Origin of the sequence: Acinetobacter sp. 22301 (assembly GCF_052045285.1) — a bacterium.
Classification (GTDB): Bacteria; Pseudomonadota; Gammaproteobacteria; order Pseudomonadales; family Moraxellaceae; genus Acinetobacter; species Acinetobacter pittii.
Map to the genome: position 1 here is coordinate 36,658 of NZ_JBQEOR010000016.1, position 18,817 is coordinate 55,474.

Genomic DNA, 18,817 nt, shown 5'->3' on the forward strand with positions numbered 1-18,817 from the left:
ACATCATGCCTAACTATATTTACTTAAAATTTTCTTTGGAATATATCATTATTTTTAAGGGGTATAGGTTTTCTTCGCCCAAACTCTACTCATTCTTTATCAATTTTTACTACTTGGAAAAAAATAATATGCCAAAGATCCCAACAATATTATAAACGTGAGCTGATCGGCTAATTTGAAATCACATAAATATTCAACTTATTCCTTTGCTTAAATAATAAACATTGTTTTACAGACATAAAAAAAATAAAGTGAAATACTCCTCTAGAAAATATGTAAAAACGGAATAAATCTTCTCTTTTTTAGCATTCAACCCAAGCGAAACATGGAGCGACTCATGGTTGATCAACCTTCTACCGCAACAACTCCACATTCTAATTTAGATACAAAAACTCGTCTAAAATCAATTTTGGGCGGTTCTGCCGGTAACCTTGTCGAATGGTACGACTGGTATGTATATGCCGCATTTACGCTCTATTTTGCTCATGCTTTTTTCCCAAAAGGTAGCCAGACGGCTCAACTCCTTCAAGCGGCCGCAATTTTTGCTGTAGGCTTTTTAATGCGCCCGATCGGTGCATGGATTATGGGGATCTATTCCGACCGTAAAGGACGCAAAGCGGGTCTCACCCTTTCAGTCACTTTAATGTGTATAGGTTCGCTGCTTATTGCCGTGACGCCAAGTTATGAAAGTATTGGTGTATTTGCCCCTCTTCTTTTAGTTGTCGCCCGTTTAATTCAAGGCTTAAGTGTAGGCGGTGAATATGGTGCTAGTGCTACCTATTTAAGTGAAATGGCTGAAAGAAATCGACGTGGTTTTTTCTCTAGCTTCCAATATGTAACATTGATTGCTGGCCAGCTCACAGCCCTATGTGTTCTATTAATATTACAAATGGTATTAACCGAAGAACAACTACATGATTGGGGATGGCGTATCCCATTCTTTATCGGGGCTTTACTCGCGATTGTAGTTTTCCGTATTCGACGTGGCCTATTAGAAACTCAATCTTTTAAAAATGCTCAGGCAGAAACAGACCAGCCAAAATCAGGCATGTTTGCTTTATTTAAACATTATCCGAAAGAAGCGTTCACAGTATTGTTTTTAACCGCTGGCGGGACTTTAGCTTTCTATACTTACACGACTTATCTGCAAAAATATTTGGTCAATACTTCTGGATTCACCAAACCTGAAGCCACTCAAATTACAACTTTAGCGCTATTTATTTTTATGTGTCTACAGCCTGTAGCGGGTGCTTTATCAGATCGCATTGGTCGAAAACCCCTTATGATTTTCTTCGGAATAACAGGTGTTTTATTCACATACGTTCTATTTGATGCACTCGCAAATACACATAACTACTGGACAGCTTTCTGGTTATGTTTTGGGGGTCTCGTAATGGTGACTGGTTATACTTCAATTAATGCTGTAGTTAAAGCTGAGCTCTTCCCTGCACACATTCGCGCTTTAGGTGTTGCATTACCTTACGCGATTGCCAATACGTTATTTGGCGGAACAGCAGAGTTCTTTGCTTTAAGTTTTAAAGAAGCTGGGCATGAATCTTGGTACTTTATTTATGTAAGTATCATGATCTTCATTTCTCTGATTATTTATATTTTTATGAAAGATACCAAGCATCACTCAAAAATTAAAGAACACTAATATTTTATCAATAAGGGCTAATATCGTTCGCCGATGTTAGCTCAAATCATGCGATTAAGCCCTAACAACCTTTGTATTTTATGAGATACTAGCTATAAGAAAATAAGGACGATACTGATGAATAGAAGTATTTTATGCTTGGCATTAAGTAGTATGTTTGTTTTAACTGCTTGTCAGACTACCCCTCGACAATATAATGGCTCAACTGGATACCAGATTGAAAACAAAACAGAAACTTCAGCGACTTTAGCTTACACTTTAGCGGGTCGTAGTAACCAGCAACTCGACGAGCGTAAATTGCAACGTGCTTGTCAAAATGTACTAGGTGCTCAGAAAGTTTATAAATTATCAATTTTGAGTATCAACGAAATTCCTAATCCAGCGAAAGATGAGCATTATGGAATTCAACTCGGCGAAACTCGTGCTTCTTTTGGTTTATCAAACACACCTAGCTTAAATAATGGAGAGGACTATGCAACTCGCCAAGCGCTTGAAGCACGTCCAAGCACATTAAAAGTTGTTCGTTATACTTGTTCATAAAATAAAAAAAGACGCTGTTCTTTTACAGCGTCTTATAAAAACTTACATTTCTAAACTCTTTAGCTTCATCCAGATCAGGCCATGTAGAAGCACTTCTTTCTTCAATTTTTTCATATTTGGGATGACTAAAGTTTTTAACACGACTATCAGCCACCCAGACTTCTGGTGCAAACTTTAAAAATTCATCTAAGAAAAAGCGGTTACATTGATCATATAAAACATCAGCTGCTAGCAAAACATCAACTTGCTCAGCCTTATATAAATCATCTAAATATTCTAGCTCAACATTATTAAGTAAAGCGTTTTCGCGGCAAGCATTCAAACTAACTTGATCAATATCACAGCAGATAACTCGTTTCGCTCCTGCCATTTTTGCAGCAATTGCGACTACACCCGAACCCGCTCCAAAATCCAAAACAACTTTATCCTTAACATGGTGCGGCTCTGCAAGTAACCACTGCGCCATCGCCAAACCAGATGCCCAACAGAAAATCCAATACGGCGTGTCATTCCAAATACGGCGAATAACTTCATCATCTAAGCGATCAGTTGGGAAAACGGGTGGAATCAACCATAAAGAAATAGGCGTTTCTGGTAATTGTTGTACCATCAACTCACAATTGGGAATAACTTCATGTAAGGCTTGAAGTAAATGTTCAGGGGCTTTGGACAGTTGAAAGGTGCAGCTCATCAGATTTCTTTTAATTCATTTTTATAACAAGCATAACAGAGTCATTCCATTATGATTTGAATTTTTAGAATAACCTTCGGTTGGACCTACTTTTCTTTCGGGAAAAGTAGGCAAAACCATTGTCATCCGCAAAACTCGGCAGATACTCTCTAGAATCGAAAGCATCGCAGAAACATTAAATTTTTAACGTATTTCTGCCTCAAACAATTGCGGATGACGGTTACGCGTATCAAATAACAGCCTAGCGTTAATTAAATTAACCTAAAGCTTTTTCAGCAGCTTCTACAGTTTGACGAATCAAAGTTGTAATAGTCATTGGACCAACACCACCCGGTACTGGTGTGTAAGCAGAAGCAATTTCTTCAATACCTTGTAGTTGAATATCACCTACACCACCGCCATCACGAGGATGGAAACCAGCATCTACAACCACTGCACCTTGTTTAATCCAATCTTTTTGGATAAGTTCAGCTTTACCAACTGCACCGACAATAATATCGGCTTGTTTCACAAGCTCAGGTAAGTTTTGTGTGCGTGAATGGCAAATCGTTACTGTTGCATTCGCTTGCAAAAGCATCATTGCCATTGGTTTACCTAAAATTGCTGAACGACCGACTACAACCGCATGTTTACCAGCAATTTCGATATTGTTTTCTTTTAAAATGGTCATGATGCCTGCAGGAGTCGCTGAACCATATGCAGCTTCACCCATAGCCATACGGCCAAAACCAAGACAAGTTACACCATCAACATCTTTAGCTAATGAGATTGCATCGAAACATGCACGCTCATCAATTTGCTCTGGAACTGGATGTTGTAAAAGAATGCCGTGTACATCTGGGTTAGCATTAAGTTTTTCAATTTCAGCTAATAATTGTTCTGTTGTCGTTTCTTGTGGCAATTCAATTTTTAAAGAGTCCATGCCTACTCGACGGCAAGCATTTCCTTTCATGCGTACATAAGTTGCAGATGCACCATCATCCCCAACTAAAATAGTCGCCAAAATTGGGGTACGACCTGTTTTAGCTTTTAAAGCTTCAACACGTACTGACAAATTTTCTTCAATTTGCTTTGCTAATGCGCGACCGTCTAAAACCAATGCCACAGCACATCTCCAAGGTAGACATGAATTTAATGTGCCAATAATACATGATTATTTGGACAAATTTATTCTAGATGTTGCTTTTATGTTCATCTTATCTCAAAACAGTATTGTTTTTTTTGTAAAGGTTGCTAATATGTGCATCACCAAATGTAGGCGGGGTGGCAGAGTGGTCATGCAGCGGACTGCAACTCCGTGGACGCCGGTTCGATTCCGACCTCCGCCTCCAAATTTGGTAAAGCCCGGGTGGTGAAATAGGTAGACACAGGGGATTTAAAATCCCCCGCCCACAAAGCGTGCCGGTTCGAGTCCGGCCCCGGGCACCATTTTCTAGTACAGAAATTGGTGTCGTAAAGAATCCAGCGAAAGCTGGTTTTTTTATGTCTAAAAAAAGGATACTTATTAGCATCCCTTTCTCGCCCCATATATTTAAGCAGTTTTTTGCTTATCTTTTTCAGGTGTTAAATTCGCATCCAACACCAATTGATAACCTCGACTAGAATCTACTTTATATTCTGCATTTTTAATTGAATCTACAAAAATCCAATCCGACAGCACCTGCTTATCATCTAGTGTAACCATCAAATAACCCCGCTGATTTAAATTACAATATGCCAATTCATCGATAAGCGTCGTAAAGGCAAATTCAAATTGCTGCAACTGAGCTAGCGGAATACTTAAATATTTTTCAAGACCCGGTGAAGAAACCGAACTTGTCGCCAGTTCAACCCCGACATATTCACCCTTTTGGCTATATAAGTAAGATGTCCACGCATTATGGGTATCGCCTGCCAAAACAATAATTTTCTTATTAAACTCTGCCAATTTAGTGTAAAAGAACTCTCGCTCAGCATAGTAACCATCCCAAGCATCAAGGTTATATGGAACTAAAGTTGTGACTCGAGCTTTTTCTTGAACAGTTAAAGTTGGATCACCCTGCTCTAATCGTAATTTTAATGTGACTAATTCTGTAATTTGCGCATTCATTTTAGCTAACGTATCTGGCGATGTTCCGCCTGAAGTAATTTGCCCCAGCGATGCCAACAACTCAGCAGGAATCCACATTTTACTCATTAAGACTTGCTGTCCCACAACATTCCATGTTGCAGTTGAACTTTGTAAGACACCTACTATATTTTTCTCTTTACTACCTAATAACCACTCACGCTGAGTTTCACCCATTAAGGTCCGCATTGGATTAGTCAAATCTGCTTGGAATTTTGCAATATCCAAACCATTTGCTGTTATATACTTGCCATAATCCAACTGCTCATCACGGGCAATAATGCGAGTATCTAACATCATTAAATTGACAAGCCCCCCAAAATCAAACCGGCGATAAATCTTAGTATGCTGATCATCGATAGGACGGATAGGCATCCATTCAAAATAAGCTTGTAAAGCCGCTAGCTTTCTTTCTAAAAACTTACCTTCATTCTTTGCTTTTGGAGTTTCTTCCGTATGATTCTCAGCCCCTTCACGCCAAGTATCATTTGCTAACTCATGGTCATCCCAAATTACAATAAAAGGATGACGCTGATGAGCGGCCTGTAAGTCTTTATCTTGACGATAGAGCGCATAACGTTTGCGATAACCATCTAACTCAATAATTTCTTTATTATTATCGGACGGTAAAGTACGGCCCAGCTTTGCAGCATCTTCTGTCGCATAGCCATCAGCCCCATATTCATAAATATAATCGCCCAAATGAATCACTACATCCACGTTCTGTTTTGCCATTTCACGATAAACGTAAAAATAACCCGCAGGATAATTAGAACAAGAACATACTGCAAAGCTAACCTTATTAGTAGTTACAGGTAAAGTTTTAGTTTGCCCTATTGGCGAGACTTTACTACCAAATCGAAAGCGATAATAATAAGTCGTACCTGCTTGTAGACCTGTTGCATCCACCTTCACGGTAAAATCGTCAGTTTTAGTCGTTTGAACCGTACCAGTCTTTAAATTCTGCTTGAACTGATCATCGGTAGCAATTTCCCAAGTCACCTTAAGAGGTGCACTAAGGTCTACTGGTGTTAAACGCGTCCATAAAATTACTTTATCCTGCAATGGGTCACCACTTGCTACACCATGAAGGAAATCTGCTTGTGCTTCTGGACTTTCATCATCGGAACCATCATTACACCCCGTAAAAGCTACAGGCAAAGATAGCGCCCCAAAACCGAACAGACTTTTTTGAATTAATTCTCGGCGTGAAATTTTCTCTGACATAAAATTACCTAAGTTTTAAGCAATGAGTGTCTTAAATTTAGGTAGATAAGATGAACAACTGATCTCAGTTTAATGAACAAATCATGACACAAATTGGTTAATTTATATAAATACCAACAAGAACTGATTGAAAATAAAGCAAACTCTCTGATTTTCTCTTGCCAATCGCGCACTTGTCCTCTATTATTGCGCACATGCCCGGGTGGTGAAATAGGTAGACACAGGGGATTTAAAATCCCCCGCCCACAAAGCGTGCCGGTTCGAGTCCGGCCCCGGGCACCATTTTCAAATATTGAATTTGGTGCTACAAAGAATCCAGCGTATGCTGGTTTTTTTATGCCTAAACAAAATGAATTTTATGATAAGAATATTATTACTCTTTTACACTACCCTTTTTTATAACAAAGGTTTACGCCACAGATCTTTTCTCTGGTACCCTTTCTTTCAAAGACAACCATTGGTATTTTTCACGTTGCTCTATTACCAAAGATGATTATTTAGTTAAAGCACCCGAACAGATAATAGATAAATTTAAAACGCTGGAACAAAAAAGAGAAACTTATTGGGTCAGTTTATTAGCGGACGCAGATTATCAAGAGAATGGTGTTTTAGTTTTAAATGTTAAAGAAATAGACGAAATACATTTAAAGGCATCTTGCCACTTGTTAGATGCATTTGAAGATATTGAAAATCGAGAGTAATCACCACTCTCGATTCATAACCAGCTCTTCCATTTCCAGATCTAAATATCCAGCTTCCTGTGCCACCATCATCATTGCTTCAGCAATATAGTCAGCAGCACTATCATCTAACGAAGAATCTAGATCTTCGAACTGAGGTTTCATCTCATTAATTTCAATTACAGTTTGATGAGCATATCGATAGATATCCTGCTCAGCTAAGGCAGGCTTCTGAACTTTTTTAGCAAATTGTTCAATGAGCTGCTTGAGTTCAGCGACCAAAATATCTGGATAATATTCATCATCAAACATCGGGAGAAGTAAGTCTTCGAACATACAAAAGTTTACACAACAGCAAAAACTTGCCGCTTATAACATATTTTCAAAAGAATAACGATATTTTTCCCTGACTCAATCATCTAGCTCATCAAATTAATGAGCTACTACCTGATTTTTATAAAAGCCTACTTTACTAAGCTTGTATCATCGCCTTCCAAACTAGAATTGCATCGGTCATTGCTTTCACGTCATGTGCTCTGACAATGGATGCTCCTTGCTGAATACTAAGTAAATGCCCCGCAACGCTTCCTATTGCGCGCTGATCTGCAGTTGCACCTTTTAATGCTTCACCAATAAAACGTTTACGAGAAAGGCCAGATAAAATTGGATAACCCATTTCACCAAGCTTCCAAAATTCTTTTAGTAATCTTAAATTTTGCTGCGCATTTTTTGCAAAACCAAACCCAGGATCAATAATAATATTATGTTTTTTCACACCTGCATTTAAAGCTTCATTCACGCGCTGCTGGAGCTCCGCTATAACATCTAAGGTTACGTCCGTATATTGGTCTAACTGATTCATTGTAGTGGGCTCACCACGCATATGCATGATCACTACAGGTATATCCAGATCTGCTGCCGTTTTTAAAGCATTGGGACGAGTAAGCGCACGTACATCATTCCAAATATGTGCTCCTGCTTCTTTCGCTGCACGAATAACATCAGGCTGACTCGTATCAATTGATAAAACAATATTATGTTTAGCTAAAGCTTCAACTACGGGCACAACTCTTCGTATTTCTTCTTCTACGCTTACTTCAGATGCCCCTGGTCGGGTAGACTCCCCACCAATATCAATAATGGTGGCACCTTGCTCTATCATGGCTAGCGCATGAACAATCGCTTTATCTACTTGATTATGCTTTCCACCATCACTAAAAGAATCTGGTGTAACATTTAATATGCCCATAACGTGAGGCTGTGATAGATCTAACTGAAACTGTCCACACTGTAAAATCTGTTGAGGCAAAGGCATTAGTTGCATAAAAAGCTCCAGTTTAAAATCTGGCAGTATTTTAACAATTATCAGCCATCTATAGTGTTGATTTGTTTTCAGCTTTTAACAAACTCAAGCCCATAAAAAAAGCCACATGACTGTGGCTTTTTTAATTAACTAACTATTAGTTCATTGCTGGCAATGGTGGCGGTGTAGATGGACCATCTTTTGGTGGTTCAAATGCAGCCACTGGATTTTCAGCAACATATACTTTAGGCGGTTGTGGCTCACGGCCTTCCATAATGTCACGGATTTGATCACGATCAATAGTTTCCCATTCCATCAAAGCTTTTACCATCGCATGTGCAATATCTTTATTACCTTCTAAGATATTACGTGCAACTTTATATTGCTCATCAAGAATACGACGTACTTCTTCATCAACTAACTGTTGAGTTGCTTCAGAAATCGTACGGCTTCCTACATTACCAAAGAAACCATTTTGGTTTTCATCTTCGTAAACCATTACACCCATTTTGTCAGACATACCGTACTTCGTAACCATTGCACGCGCCATTTTAGTAGCTCGCTCAAAGTCATTTGAAGCACCAGTAGATTGCTGTTGGATAAATACTTCTTCGGCAATACGACCACCAAACAAAATTGCAATTTCGTTTAGCATCTTGTCTTTATAGTGGCTAATTTGGTCTTGTTCAGGTAACTGCCAAGTTACACCTAAAGCCCAACCACGCGGCATAATCGTTACTTTATGAACAGGATCTGTACCCGGTAAAATCTCGGCAACAATCGCATGACCAGCTTCATGATAAGCAGTTGCACGACGTTCTTCTTCACGTAAAACCATCGATTTACGCTCTGGTCCCATGTAGATTTTGTCTTTTGCATCTTCAAAGTCATGCATGTCGACAGTGTTCTTATTACGACGTGCAGCAAATAATGCAGCTTCGTTAACAAGGTTTGCCAACTGTGCACCAGAGAAACCTGGAGTACCACGAGATAGAACTTTAACATCCACACCCGTAACTGAAGGTAATTTTTTCAAATGTACATTCAGAATCTGCTCACGACCACGAATGTCAGGTAAACCTACCATTACTTGACGGTCAAAACGACCTGGACGTAATAATGCTTTATCTAAGACATCAACACGGTTCGTCGCAGCAATTACGATTACACCTTCGTTACCTTCAAAACCATCCATTTCTACAAGCATTTGGTTCAAGGTTTGTTCACGTTCATCATGACCACCACCTGTACCTGAACCACGGTGACGACCTACTGCATCAATCTCGTCAATAAAGATAATACAAGGCGCATGACGCTTCGCTTGCTCGAACATATCACGGACACGGGACGCACCCACACCCACGAACATTTCGACAAAGTCAGAACCTGAAATACTGAAGAAAGGAACTTTAGCTTCACCAGCAATTGCTTTGGCTAATAACGTTTTACCAGTACCCGGAGGACCAACCATAAGTACGCCACGAGGAATGGTAGCGCCCAAACGTTTGAATTTTGCAGGGTCTTTTAAGAAATCTACAATTTCAACAACTTCTTGTTTTGCTTCATCACAGCCGGCAACGTCAGAAAAATTAACTTTGATTTGGTCTTCAGAAAGCATTTTTGCTTTCGACTTACCAAAACTCATCGGTCCATTTTTTCCGCCTGCACCACCACCCATGTTACGCATAAAGAACATGAATAACAGAATGATTAACAGTACAGGGAAACTAGCAATGAGAAGTTGCATCAAAATGCCTTGACGTTGAGGAGCTGTTCCCTCTACAACAACATTTTGCTTATTTAAGCTCGGCATAAGCTCAGTGTCTTCAACTTGCGGACGAACAGTTTCAAACTGTGATCCGTTAGTTTTTTCACCATTAATATTTAAACCGTCAATTGTGACTTGCTTAATTTGGCCAGCATTCACCGCTGCAACGAAATCTGAGTATTTCATCGCAGTAGGCTTATTGCGGTCACTGATATTACTGAAAATTAAAATCAGAACACCAAGTATTATTAGCCACAATACGGCATTCTTGAAGTAATCGCTCAAAGCTTTATTCCCATATCGATCTAATTTGATCATGCCCAATCTTGGCTGATCGTCATAAAAACAGCAACTGTATTGCTTGCGGATAACCTAAAAGTACAAAATGCACAATTTTTAGGAGCTTGGCAAGTAAACTTTATTGCAATGCTTTCTTACGCCCTTGTCCAACCAAAAAAACTTCTTTAGAGCGCGCCCGAGAAGCTGCTGGTTTTGCTGTCTTTAACACATCAAAACTATCAACCACTTGTTTACGAAACTCATCGAATCCTGCGCCTTGGAACACTTTAACCACAAACTGTCCATTAGGTCCAAGAACCTTTTGAGCAAAATCTAAAGCCAGTTCACATAAGTAAATCTGTCTAGGTTGATCAACAGCCCTATTACCAGATGTATTGGGGGCCATATCAGAAATTACAATGTCTACTTGTCGCCCATTTAAAATATTTAACAATTTTTCAAATACAGCTTCTTCTCTAAAGTCGCCTTGTAAGAAAGTGACATCAGGCAAAGCATCCATGGGCAAAATATCGGAAGCAATCACTAAACCTTTGCTACCCACAAGTTTTCCAGCAATTTGAGACCAGCTACCAGGAGCTGCACCCAAATCGACTACCGTCATGCCTGGCTTGATCAACTTATATTTTTCTTGGATTTCAAGAAGTTTATATGCTGCTCGCGCACGATACCCTTCCTTTTGTGCTTTTTTTACAAAAGGATCGTCTAGATGTTCCCTCATCCACGCACGACTACTTTTCGACAATTTCTGGTTTGTAATGCGTGTTGCCATAACTCACTAAATATCAAAAAAACTTCTGATCGTTCATTGTACGTGAAAATTACTCTCATTACAGTACGGATGTAGCGTAATCTCACCAAGTTTTACAGTTTTTTTCCAATAATGTTGATCGATTATTTATACAGTTTTTCGTACATCTGAATTTAAGTTTTTTGCTATACTAAGTCGTTTTTAAAATCAGGTATTTTTAATGGCCGCTTTATCTATCCATGAACGTAAACGTTTACGTCAAATTGGTCATGTGCTTAATCCGGTTGTCATGATTGGTGGACAAGGCTTAACAGATGCTGTTATCGAAGAAACTCTTCGTGCTTTAAACGACCACGAACTTATCAAAGTTAAAGTTGCTGGTGAAGACCGTGAAGCACGTACTGCTGTAATTGATGCAATTGTAGAAGCGACTGGCGCAGAAGCTGTGCAAAAGATTGGTAAAATTGTTTTACTTTACAAAAAAGCAGCTAAGCAAAACCAGCATTTGTCTAATCTTGTTCGCCACGCTCATTTAGCAAACTAAGTTGATTTGACAAACTATGGCAAGTTACGAACTTTCAGCGTTTGATCGTTTTCATGCTGTTTCTGTTGTTGGCGCAATTGAACAGCAAGTACCGCACACCTTAAATGTCGGTTTTTGGATTCGTGATCCAAATCAACTCATTGTCTGGCCCCAAGAAGTCGCGGCTCATCCTCGTCAGGATTTTTTGTGGGAAGAAACTTGTTTCGAAATTTTTGTTGGCGTGCATGATGAAGATTATTATCGGGAAATTAACCTTTCCCCTTCTCAAGCATGGCAGTCTTATCAGTTTGAAGAATATCGCTATCCAGAAAGTATGCCTCCCCTTGCTGCTTACGATATTGAACTGAACCATCTCAAGCGTACTCATTATGGCGTAAATGTTAGTCTTGATTTGGGACAATTTATGCAACAGCATCGCTTGAAATGGGCAAACCTTTATTTAGGTTTAACTGCAGTTTTAAAAACCAAAGAAGGTATGCAGTACTATGCAATGCAACATAGTGGAAAAAGTGCAGATTTCCATAATAAGCGTGACTGGTTACATCAGTTTTAAAAGTAAAAAAGCGAGAAATTAATTCTCGCTTTTTTATAGCTGGCTAAAAGCTAAGATCATTAGTTATCTCGTGCTTTATTCCAAGCTTCAACTGCATTATTTTTAGTACGCTTAATACTTTCACTTAAAGAATCTTTGTGCTTCAAAGAAATCTGGCTAATATCACCTTTAAGTTCTTTACTGACTTTAGTCAAATCTTCGATAAGTGCGTTAATTTCTGCTTTCAAAGCATTTTTAAGTTCAGATAGTCCTTCTTGTGAGGTGCTAAACTGAGCTTTAATCACATCAAAACGTTGTAGAATATCTTGTTTGATTTGAACAAATTGATTTTGAATATTCTTGTTTAACTCATGAGTTTCAGCTTCAATTTTTTCTTGAGTTTCGCTTAAAACTTCTTTGACCTGCTCTTGAGTTTCAGTGATAGCTTCTTTCACCTGAGTTTTCGCTTCTGTAGCAACTTCTTTAATCTGCTCAGTTTTCTCGGCAACATTTTCTTTTACTTGCGCAGTTTTAGCAGTTACTGTTCTTTTCGCTTTAGTTGTAGTAGCAGCTACGGTTTCTTTCACTTCATTCACCTCAGCTTTTACTGAATCAACGACTGCTTGAGCTTTCTCGCTCACATCTTTTGAAACTTGATCATTACTCATGCTATTTCCTCATATTGTTTATTTTTTAACTAGCAATACAATAAATCCAGTTCTAAAAATTCAGCCAGCAAATTGTTAGACAATTTATCAAAAGTAACTGATTCGGATGAGCGGATAATTTTTTTGTAAAAATCAAGCAATGAATTATGTTTTTTAGCAGAAAATAAATAGACTTTTTGAGGTTCCATGCGTATAATGCGCTGTTAAGTTACAAGCGAGCAGACCGATAGGGAGGGGCATGTTTTATCACAACATCGCCTATCTTTTTTGGGTCTACTCGCTTTTTTACAGCCGAAATTCAGGAGCTTTGGTTTGAGCACCCCCGCCATTTTAGCCCTCGCAGATGGAACGATCTTTAAAGGAACGTCAATCGGCGCAACGGGAAGTACGACTGGAGAAGTCGTTTTTAACACAGCCATGACAGGCTATCAAGAAATTTTGACTGACCCAAGTTATGCACAACAAATTGTGACATTAACTTACCCTCATATCGGAAACACTGGCTGCAACGCAGAAGACGTTGAATCTGGTCGTATCCATAAAGTATGGGCGAATGGTTTAATTATTCGTGACCTTCCTCTACTACACAGTAACTTCCGTGCTGAGCAGTCTTTGAGTGAATATTTGCAAGAACACAATGTTGTTGCAATCGCGGATATTGATACACGTAAATTAACACGTATTTTGCGTGACAAAGGTGCACAAAATGGTTGCATCCTTGCTGGCGAAAATATTACTGAAGAAGAAGCAATTGCCAAAGCTCGTGCTTTTGGTGGCTTAAACGGTTTAGACCTTGCAAAAGAATGTTGTGATCCAACTGGTTTTGAATGGTCTGAAGGTTCATGGACTCTAGGCCAAGGCTTCTCTCAACCTGAATTAAAATATCATGTAGTTGCATACGATTACGGTGTCAAAACCAACATCTTGCGTATGCTTGCAGACCGCGGTTGCAAATTAACCGTTATACCTGCAGAAACTCCGGCTGAAAAAGTATTGGCACTTAATCCGGATGGCGTATTCCTTTCAAATGGCCCTGGCGATCCAGCTGCTTGTGATTATGCAATCGAAGCTGTAAAAACTATTGTTGAAACCACAACATTACCTGTATTTGGTATTTGCTTAGGCCACCAAATCTTGGCACTCGCTTCTGGTGCAAAAACTGTAAAAATGAATCATGGTCACCACGGTGCTAACCACCCTGTACAAAATCTTGAAGATGGTACAGTGATGATTACTTCACAAAACCATGGTTTCGCTGTAGATGCTGAAACTTTACCGGCTAACTTAAAAGCAACGCATAAATCATTGTTCGATGGCACCTTACAAGGGATTCACCGTACAGACAAACCAGCTTTCAGCTTCCAAGGTCACCCTGAAGCAAGCCCAGGTCCACATGATTGTGCCCCATTGTTCGATCATTTCATCGAACTTATCGAAGCATCTAAACAGTAATTAAGGAGCGAATAATGCCTAAACGTACGGATATTAAAAGCATCTTAATTATTGGTGCTGGCCCGATTGTGATTGGTCAGGCATGTGAGTTTGACTACTCAGGTGCTCAAGCGTGTAAAGCACTTCGTGAAGAAGGCTACCGTGTTATTTTGGTTAACTCTAACCCAGCAACCATTATGACAGACCCTTCAATGGCTGATGCAACTTATATTGAGCCAATTACTTGGCAAACAGTTGCACAGATTATTGAAAAAGAACGTCCAGATGCAGTATTGCCAACTATGGGTGGCCAAACTGCGTTGAATTGTGCTCTTGCACTTGATGAGCACGGCGTTCTTGAGAAATATAATGTTGAATTAATTGGTGCAACTAAAGACGCAATTGAGAAAGCCGAAGATCGTAAACTCTTCGATATCGCTATGCGTAAAATTGGCTTGGAATGTCCAAAAGCTGCCATTGCTGAAACAATGGAAGAAGCTTTAGAAATCCAGTCACGCTTTGGTTTCCCAGTAATTATCCGTCCATCATTCACAATGGGTGGTTCGGGTGGCGGTATTGCATATAACCGTGAAGAATTCCTTGAGATTTGTGAACGTGGTTTTGACCTCTCTCCTACTCACCAGTTATTGATCGATGAATCTTTAATTGGTTGGAAAGAATACGAAATGGAAGTTGTTCGTGACAAAAACGACAACTGTATTATCGTATGTGCCATCGAAAACTTCGACCCAATGGGCGTACACACTGGTGACTCAATTACTGTAGCACCAGCTCAAACATTAACTGACAAAGAATACCAATTGATGCGTAATGCTTCAGTTGCAGTTCTTCGTGAAATTGGTGTTGAAACAGGTGGTTCTAACGTCCAGTTCGGTATTAACCCGAAAGACGGACGTATGGTTGTGATCGAGATGAACCCTCGTGTATCTCGTTCATCTGCACTTGCTTCTAAAGCAACAGGTTTCCCGATTGCTAAAATCGCAGCAAAACTTGCTGTTGGTTATACCCTTGATGAATTGAAAAATGACATCACTGGTGGCGTGACTCCTGCAAGCTTCGAACCATCAATTGACTATGTTGTAACGAAGATTCCTCGTTTTAACTTCGAGAAATTCCCGCAAGCTGAACCAGTTCTTACCACTCAGATGAAATCTGTTGGTGAAGTGATGGCAATTGGCCGTAACTTCCAAGAATCTGTACAAAAAGCATTACGTGGTCTTGAAGTTGGTGTAAGCGGTTTTGATGAAAAAATCGAAGCTGGTGCAACAAATGCAAAAGAAATTATTCTAAAAGAACTTAAAGTTCCGGGTCCTGAGCGTATCTGGTATGTAGCGGACGCTTTCCGTCATGGTTTCTCTTTAGATGAAGTTTTTGAAGCGACTAAGATTGACCGCTGGTTCCTTATCCAGATTCAAGACATCGTTAAAACTGAAGCTCAAGTGAAAACTTTAGGTTTTGGTGACTTAAACGCTGACAACATCCGTTCGTTCAAGCGTAAAGGTTTATCTGACCTTCGTATTGCTCACCTCATGGGCATTTCACAAAAGCAATTCCGTAAACAACGTTGGAACTTGGGTGTTTATCCAGTTTACAAACGCGTTGATACATGTGCAGCAGAGTTTGAATCTGGTACTGCATACATGTATTCAACTTACGATGAAGAATGTGAAGCAAATCCATCAAACCGTGACAAGATCATGGTCATTGGTGGTGGTCCAAACCGTATTGGTCAAGGTATCGAATTTGACTACTGCTGTGTACACGCTGCATTAGCTATGCGTGAAGACGGTTACGAAACAATCATGGTGAACTGTAACCCTGAAACTGTTTCTACCGACTATGACACATCTGACCGTCTATACTTCGAACCTGTAACACTTGAAGATGTACTTGAAATCGTACGTACAGAGAAACCTAAAGGCGTAATCGTACAGTACGGCGGTCAAACTCCGCTTAAATTGGCACGTGCTTTAGAAGAAGCAGGCACTCCAATTATCGGTACATCACCAGATGCGATTGACCGTGCTGAAGACCGTGAACGTTTCCAACAAATGATTCAACGTTTACAGCTTCGTCAACCAAACAACAGCATTGTAAAATCTGCTGAAGAAGGTATTTCTGAAGCTGCAAAAGTAGGTTATCCGCTTGTTGTTCGCCCATCTTATGTATTAGGTGGTCGTGCAATGGAAATCGTATATAACGAAGAAGAACTTAAACGTTACCTTCGTGAAGCAGTTCAAGCATCTAATGAAGCCCCTGTTCTTCTTGACCGTTTCCTAGATGACGCAACTGAAGTTGATGTTGACTGTGTATCTGACGGTAAAGACGTTGTGATCGGCGGCATCATGCAGCATATCGAACAAGCGGGTATTCACTCAGGTGACTCTGCATGTTCAATTCCTCCTTATTCTTTATCTAAAGAAATTCAGGATGAAATGCGTCGTCAAACAATTGCGATGGCGAAAGAACTTGGCGTTGTTGGCTTGATGAACGTTCAGTTCGCTGTAAAAGGTGACGATATTTACGTTCTAGAAGTTAACCCACGTGCTTCACGTACAGTTCCATTCGTATCTAAGTGTATTGGTGATTCTTTAGCGAAAGTTGCTGCGCGCTGTATGGCAGGTCAATCTCTTGAGTCTCAAGGATTTACTAAAGAAATCATTCCAACTCACTTTGCTGTGAAGGAAGCCGTTTTCCCATTCGCTAAATTCCAAGGCGTAGACCCTATGCTTGGACCTGAGATGAAATCTACAGGTGAAGTGATGGGCGTAGGTAAAACATTTGGTGAAGCATTCTATAAAGCTGTTTTAGGCTCAAATGAACGCTTACCTGGTTTACCAACTGAAGGCGAAGTAAAGCATGCTTTCTTATCAGTACGTGAATCTGACAAGAAATATATCGCTGATATCGCTAAGAAATTAGTTGAATATGGCTTCAAGCTTGTTGCAACAGGTGGTACTTACCAAGTGCTTAAAGAAGCAGGTTTAGAATGCGAATCTGTAAATAAAGTTACTGAAGGTCGTCCACATATTGTTGACCGCTTGAAAAATGGTGAAATACACCTTATTGTCAATACCACTGAAGGTAAACAGGCTCAATATGACTCTGCAATGATTCGTCGTGCTGCCCTACAAGGCAAAGTGTATTACACAACGACCATCAATGGCGCAGAAGCTGTTTGCCAAGCCTTTGCTGTGAAATTGCCAATGGATGTATACCGCTTGCAAGATTTAACTGTAGGTTAATTTTTTTACCGATAAGTCCCGTCACCTTATCGGTGGCGGGATTTTTTCATTTTTTTAACTGTGTTTTCTCAACTTAAGAGGGACCGAAATGCAACGTTATCCAATGACCCCTGAAGGTAAAATCGCCTTAGAGAAAGAATTACAACATCTGAAATCTGTTGAACGTCCACGTATTACTCAAGCAATTGCTGAAGCACGTGAACATGGGGACTTAAAAGAAAATGCAGAATACCATGCTGCTCGTGAACAGCAAGGTTTCTGTGAAGGACGCATCCAAGATATCGAAGGAAAATTGGGTGCTTCACAAGTCATCGATGTTAAGGACTTAGAACAAAACGGTCGTGTTGTATTCGGTGTTACGGTAACGATTGAAAACCTTGATACTGAAGAACGCAAGACTTATAAAATTGTTGGTGATGATGAAGCTGATTTTAAAATCAATAAAATCTCAGTGAACTCACCAATCGCACGTGGCCTTTTGAGCAAGAGTGAAGGTGATGAAGTAAAAATCGTTACTCCTCAAGGCGAAGTGGAATATGAAATCGTAAGTGTAGAATATCTTTAATTTATAAATAGATATACTTAAACTATAAAACCCCTCAATTGAGGGGTTTTTTATATTTCAGACAAATATTAAAAAAGTTCACTATGCATTTTTTAAAAAGCCTGATGCAAAGATTTTAAAAGCATTTAAGGCTTCAGGAAGTACCTGTTCAGGATATTCACTAGAAGCCACCCATAATGCAGCGTTCATGGCAGCCCCATTTAAAAGCACTGCTGCCGCTTCTGGGTCTACAATTTTAATTTGTTCTGCTGTCAATAGCTGTTCAACACACTCACGGGTAGACTGCAGACATCTATTTTGACTTGGCCAATGCGCTGGATCGCCCAGCACTGCAGGTCCATCACGTAACACAATACGCTGAAACTCAGGATTTAAAGCATTTTGAATATAGGTCTGCCCTTCAAGTAGCAATCCTTCCCAAAGATCACCAGGCTGCTCTAAATGCTGCTGGGCATATTCTGCCATCTGTGAATCAATTTGATCGACCACTGCAGCAAATAAACCACGCTTGTCACCAAAATGATGGTACAGCGCCCCACGGGTCAACCCTGCTTCTGCCGTGAGTTTATCCATTGAAGTATCTGTATAGCCATATTCAGCAAATGCATGACGTGCTACTTCAATCAGTTTCTTGCGGGTTTCCGCCATCTTTTGTTCACGAACAGACATGTATTTCACCAGCTAATCATCACAAAAAATTTTAATTGACATACGCCTCGTATGTCAATTATGTTTACATACGAGGCGTATGTGAAACCTGAGCGACATTTACTGATTGGTATTTAAATAC

The 18,817-nt window shown here is 39.7% G+C and carries 16 protein-coding genes, 3 tRNA genes and 1 pseudogene; 10 read left to right on the forward strand and 10 right to left on the reverse strand.

Annotated features, from left to right (window positions below; all coding sequences use genetic code 11):
* Window positions 1-325: 325 nt before the first annotated feature.
* The gene (locus ACTJJH_RS17240) at window positions 326-1,657 is read left to right on the forward strand and encodes an MFS transporter (RefSeq protein WP_005803945.1); all 1,332 of its coding nucleotides are present in this window, start codon (window positions 326-328) and stop codon (window positions 1,655-1,657) included.
* Between the two features lie 117 nt (window positions 1,658-1,774).
* Window positions 1,775-2,197, forward strand: a complete 423-nt coding sequence (locus tag ACTJJH_RS17245) for a hypothetical protein (protein WP_320562115.1) — start codon at window positions 1,775-1,777, stop codon at window positions 2,195-2,197.
* A gap of 22 nt (window positions 2,198-2,219) precedes the next feature.
* Here the strand turns inward: ACTJJH_RS17245 and ACTJJH_RS17250 are convergent, their stop codons facing one another.
* Both ACTJJH_RS17250 and folD read right to left on the reverse strand, forming a co-directional pair.
* Complete coding sequence (locus ACTJJH_RS17250; protein ID WP_032057429.1) at window positions 2,220-2,888, reverse strand: class I SAM-dependent methyltransferase; 669 nt, start codon at window positions 2,886-2,888, stop codon at window positions 2,220-2,222.
* Window positions 2,889-3,144: 256 nt separating this feature from the next.
* On the reverse strand, window positions 3,145-3,993 hold the full coding sequence (folD, locus tag ACTJJH_RS17255; RefSeq protein WP_002115552.1) for a bifunctional methylenetetrahydrofolate dehydrogenase/methenyltetrahydrofolate cyclohydrolase FolD: 849 nt from the start codon (window positions 3,991-3,993) through the stop codon (window positions 3,145-3,147).
* Between the two features lie 152 nt (window positions 3,994-4,145).
* Between folD and ACTJJH_RS17260 the strand changes: the two genes are divergently transcribed.
* Window positions 4,146-4,219, forward strand: a tRNA-Cys gene (locus tag ACTJJH_RS17260).
* A gap of 11 nt (window positions 4,220-4,230) precedes the next feature.
* Window positions 4,231-4,316, forward strand: a tRNA-Leu gene (locus ACTJJH_RS17265).
* Between the two features lie 103 nt (window positions 4,317-4,419).
* Here ACTJJH_RS17265 and ACTJJH_RS17270 read toward each other — a convergent pair.
* Entirely contained in the window at window positions 4,420-6,222 is a 1,803-nt protein-coding gene (locus tag ACTJJH_RS17270; protein WP_002115536.1) for an alkaline phosphatase D family protein, read from the reverse strand.
* A gap of 196 nt (window positions 6,223-6,418) precedes the next feature.
* On the opposite strand from ACTJJH_RS17270, the gene ACTJJH_RS17275 reads away from it, so the two are divergent.
* Window positions 6,419-6,504 (forward strand) — tRNA-Leu (locus ACTJJH_RS17275).
* A 419-nt stretch (window positions 6,505-6,923) separates the two neighbouring features.
* Here the strand turns inward: ACTJJH_RS17275 and ACTJJH_RS17280 are convergent.
* The 4 genes from ACTJJH_RS17280 to rlmE form a co-directional block, all read right to left on the reverse strand.
* Window positions 6,924-7,238, reverse strand: coding sequence for a DUF5713 family protein (locus tag ACTJJH_RS17280; protein ID WP_005067609.1), 315 nt, complete (start codon window positions 7,236-7,238; stop codon window positions 6,924-6,926).
* 136 nt (window positions 7,239-7,374) lie between these two features.
* Window positions 7,375-8,226, reverse strand: a complete 852-nt coding sequence (folP, locus tag ACTJJH_RS17285) for a dihydropteroate synthase (RefSeq protein WP_320124764.1) — start codon at window positions 8,224-8,226, stop codon at window positions 7,375-7,377.
* 136 nt (window positions 8,227-8,362) lie between these two features.
* Window positions 8,363-10,258: an ATP-dependent zinc metalloprotease FtsH gene (gene ftsH / locus ACTJJH_RS17290; RefSeq protein WP_005803954.1), complete on the reverse strand. Its 1,896-nt coding sequence runs from the start codon at window positions 10,256-10,258 to the stop codon at window positions 8,363-8,365.
* A gap of 133 nt (window positions 10,259-10,391) precedes the next feature.
* On the reverse strand, window positions 10,392-11,042 hold the full coding sequence (gene rlmE, locus ACTJJH_RS17295) for a 23S rRNA (uridine(2552)-2'-O)-methyltransferase RlmE (protein ID WP_000235573.1): 651 nt from the start codon (window positions 11,040-11,042) through the stop codon (window positions 10,392-10,394).
* A 199-nt stretch (window positions 11,043-11,241) separates the two neighbouring features.
* Between rlmE and yhbY the strand changes: the two genes are divergently transcribed.
* Window positions 11,242-11,565: a ribosome assembly RNA-binding protein YhbY gene (yhbY, locus tag ACTJJH_RS17300; RefSeq protein ID WP_002115576.1), complete on the forward strand. Its 324-nt coding sequence runs from the start codon at window positions 11,242-11,244 to the stop codon at window positions 11,563-11,565.
* 16 nt (window positions 11,566-11,581) lie between these two features.
* On the forward strand, window positions 11,582-12,118 hold the full coding sequence (locus ACTJJH_RS17305) for a DOMON-like domain-containing protein (RefSeq protein WP_057062921.1): 537 nt from the start codon (window positions 11,582-11,584) through the stop codon (window positions 12,116-12,118).
* Window positions 12,119-12,177: 59 nt separating this feature from the next.
* Here ACTJJH_RS17305 and ACTJJH_RS17310 read toward each other — a convergent pair whose 3' ends face one another.
* Both ACTJJH_RS17310 and ACTJJH_RS17315 read right to left on the reverse strand, forming a co-directional pair.
* A complete protein-coding gene (locus ACTJJH_RS17310; protein WP_440601508.1) occupies window positions 12,178-12,765 on the reverse strand; it encodes a hypothetical protein in 588 nt (195 codons plus the stop codon).
* Between the two features lie 29 nt (window positions 12,766-12,794).
* Window positions 12,795-12,953, reverse strand: coding sequence for a hypothetical protein (locus ACTJJH_RS17315; RefSeq protein ID WP_002115567.1), 159 nt, complete (start codon window positions 12,951-12,953; stop codon window positions 12,795-12,797).
* Between the two features lie 124 nt (window positions 12,954-13,077).
* Here ACTJJH_RS17315 and carA point away from each other — a divergent pair, with 124 nt between their 5' ends.
* The 3 genes from carA (at window position 13,078) to greA (ending at window position 18,027) form a co-directional block, all read left to right on the forward strand.
* Window positions 13,078-14,217 carry a glutamine-hydrolyzing carbamoyl-phosphate synthase small subunit gene (gene carA / locus ACTJJH_RS17320; RefSeq protein WP_017480488.1) on the forward strand — a complete coding sequence of 380 codons (1,140 nt, stop codon included), beginning with the start codon at window positions 13,078-13,080 and terminating at the stop codon, window positions 14,215-14,217.
* A gap of 14 nt (window positions 14,218-14,231) precedes the next feature.
* Entirely contained in the window at window positions 14,232-17,462 is a 3,231-nt protein-coding gene (gene carB / locus ACTJJH_RS17325; protein WP_005067595.1) for a carbamoyl-phosphate synthase large subunit, read from the forward strand.
* A gap of 88 nt (window positions 17,463-17,550) precedes the next feature.
* Window positions 17,551-18,027 carry a transcription elongation factor GreA gene (greA, locus tag ACTJJH_RS17330; RefSeq protein ID WP_002115570.1) on the forward strand — a complete coding sequence of 159 codons (477 nt, stop codon included), beginning with the start codon at window positions 17,551-17,553 and terminating at the stop codon, window positions 18,025-18,027.
* A 68-nt stretch (window positions 18,028-18,095) separates the two neighbouring features.
* On the opposite strand, the pseudogene ACTJJH_RS17335 reads toward greA, so the two are convergent.
* Window positions 18,096-18,696: pseudogene (locus ACTJJH_RS17335) on the reverse strand (TetR/AcrR family transcriptional regulator).
* Window positions 18,697-18,817 lie beyond the last annotated feature (121 nt).

Bases quoted from the DNA above. Each gene is read 5' to 3' on its own strand.
- ACTJJH_RS17240 (WP_005803945.1), top strand. From the start codon at position 326: ATGGAGCGACTCATGGTTGATCAACCTTCTACCGCAACAACTCCACAT.
- ACTJJH_RS17245 (WP_320562115.1), top strand. From the start codon at position 1,775: ATGAATAGAAGTATTTTATGCTTGGCATTAAGTAGTATGTTTGTTTTA.
- ACTJJH_RS17250 (WP_032057429.1), bottom strand. From the start codon at position 2,888: ATGAGCTGCACCTTTCAACTGTCCAAAGCCCCTGAACATTTACTTCAA.
- ACTJJH_RS17270 (WP_002115536.1), bottom strand. From the start codon at position 6,222: ATGTCAGAGAAAATTTCACGCCGAGAATTAATTCAAAAAAGTCTGTTC.
- ACTJJH_RS17280 (WP_005067609.1), bottom strand. From the start codon at position 7,238: ATGTTCGAAGACTTACTTCTCCCGATGTTTGATGATGAATATTATCCA.
- folP (WP_320124764.1), bottom strand. From the start codon at position 8,226: ATGCAACTAATGCCTTTGCCTCAACAGATTTTACAGTGTGGACAGTTT.
- rlmE (WP_000235573.1), bottom strand. From the start codon at position 11,042: ATGGCAACACGCATTACAAACCAGAAATTGTCGAAAAGTAGTCGTGCG.
- yhbY (WP_002115576.1), top strand. From the start codon at position 11,242: ATGGCCGCTTTATCTATCCATGAACGTAAACGTTTACGTCAAATTGGT.
- ACTJJH_RS17305 (WP_057062921.1), top strand. From the start codon at position 11,582: ATGGCAAGTTACGAACTTTCAGCGTTTGATCGTTTTCATGCTGTTTCT.
- ACTJJH_RS17310 (WP_440601508.1), bottom strand. From the start codon at position 12,765: ATGAGTAATGATCAAGTTTCAAAAGATGTGAGCGAGAAAGCTCAAGCA.
- ACTJJH_RS17315 (WP_002115567.1), bottom strand. From the start codon at position 12,953: ATGGAACCTCAAAAAGTCTATTTATTTTCTGCTAAAAAACATAATTCA.
- carB (WP_005067595.1), top strand. From the start codon at position 14,232: ATGCCTAAACGTACGGATATTAAAAGCATCTTAATTATTGGTGCTGGC.
- greA (WP_002115570.1), top strand. From the start codon at position 17,551: ATGCAACGTTATCCAATGACCCCTGAAGGTAAAATCGCCTTAGAGAAA.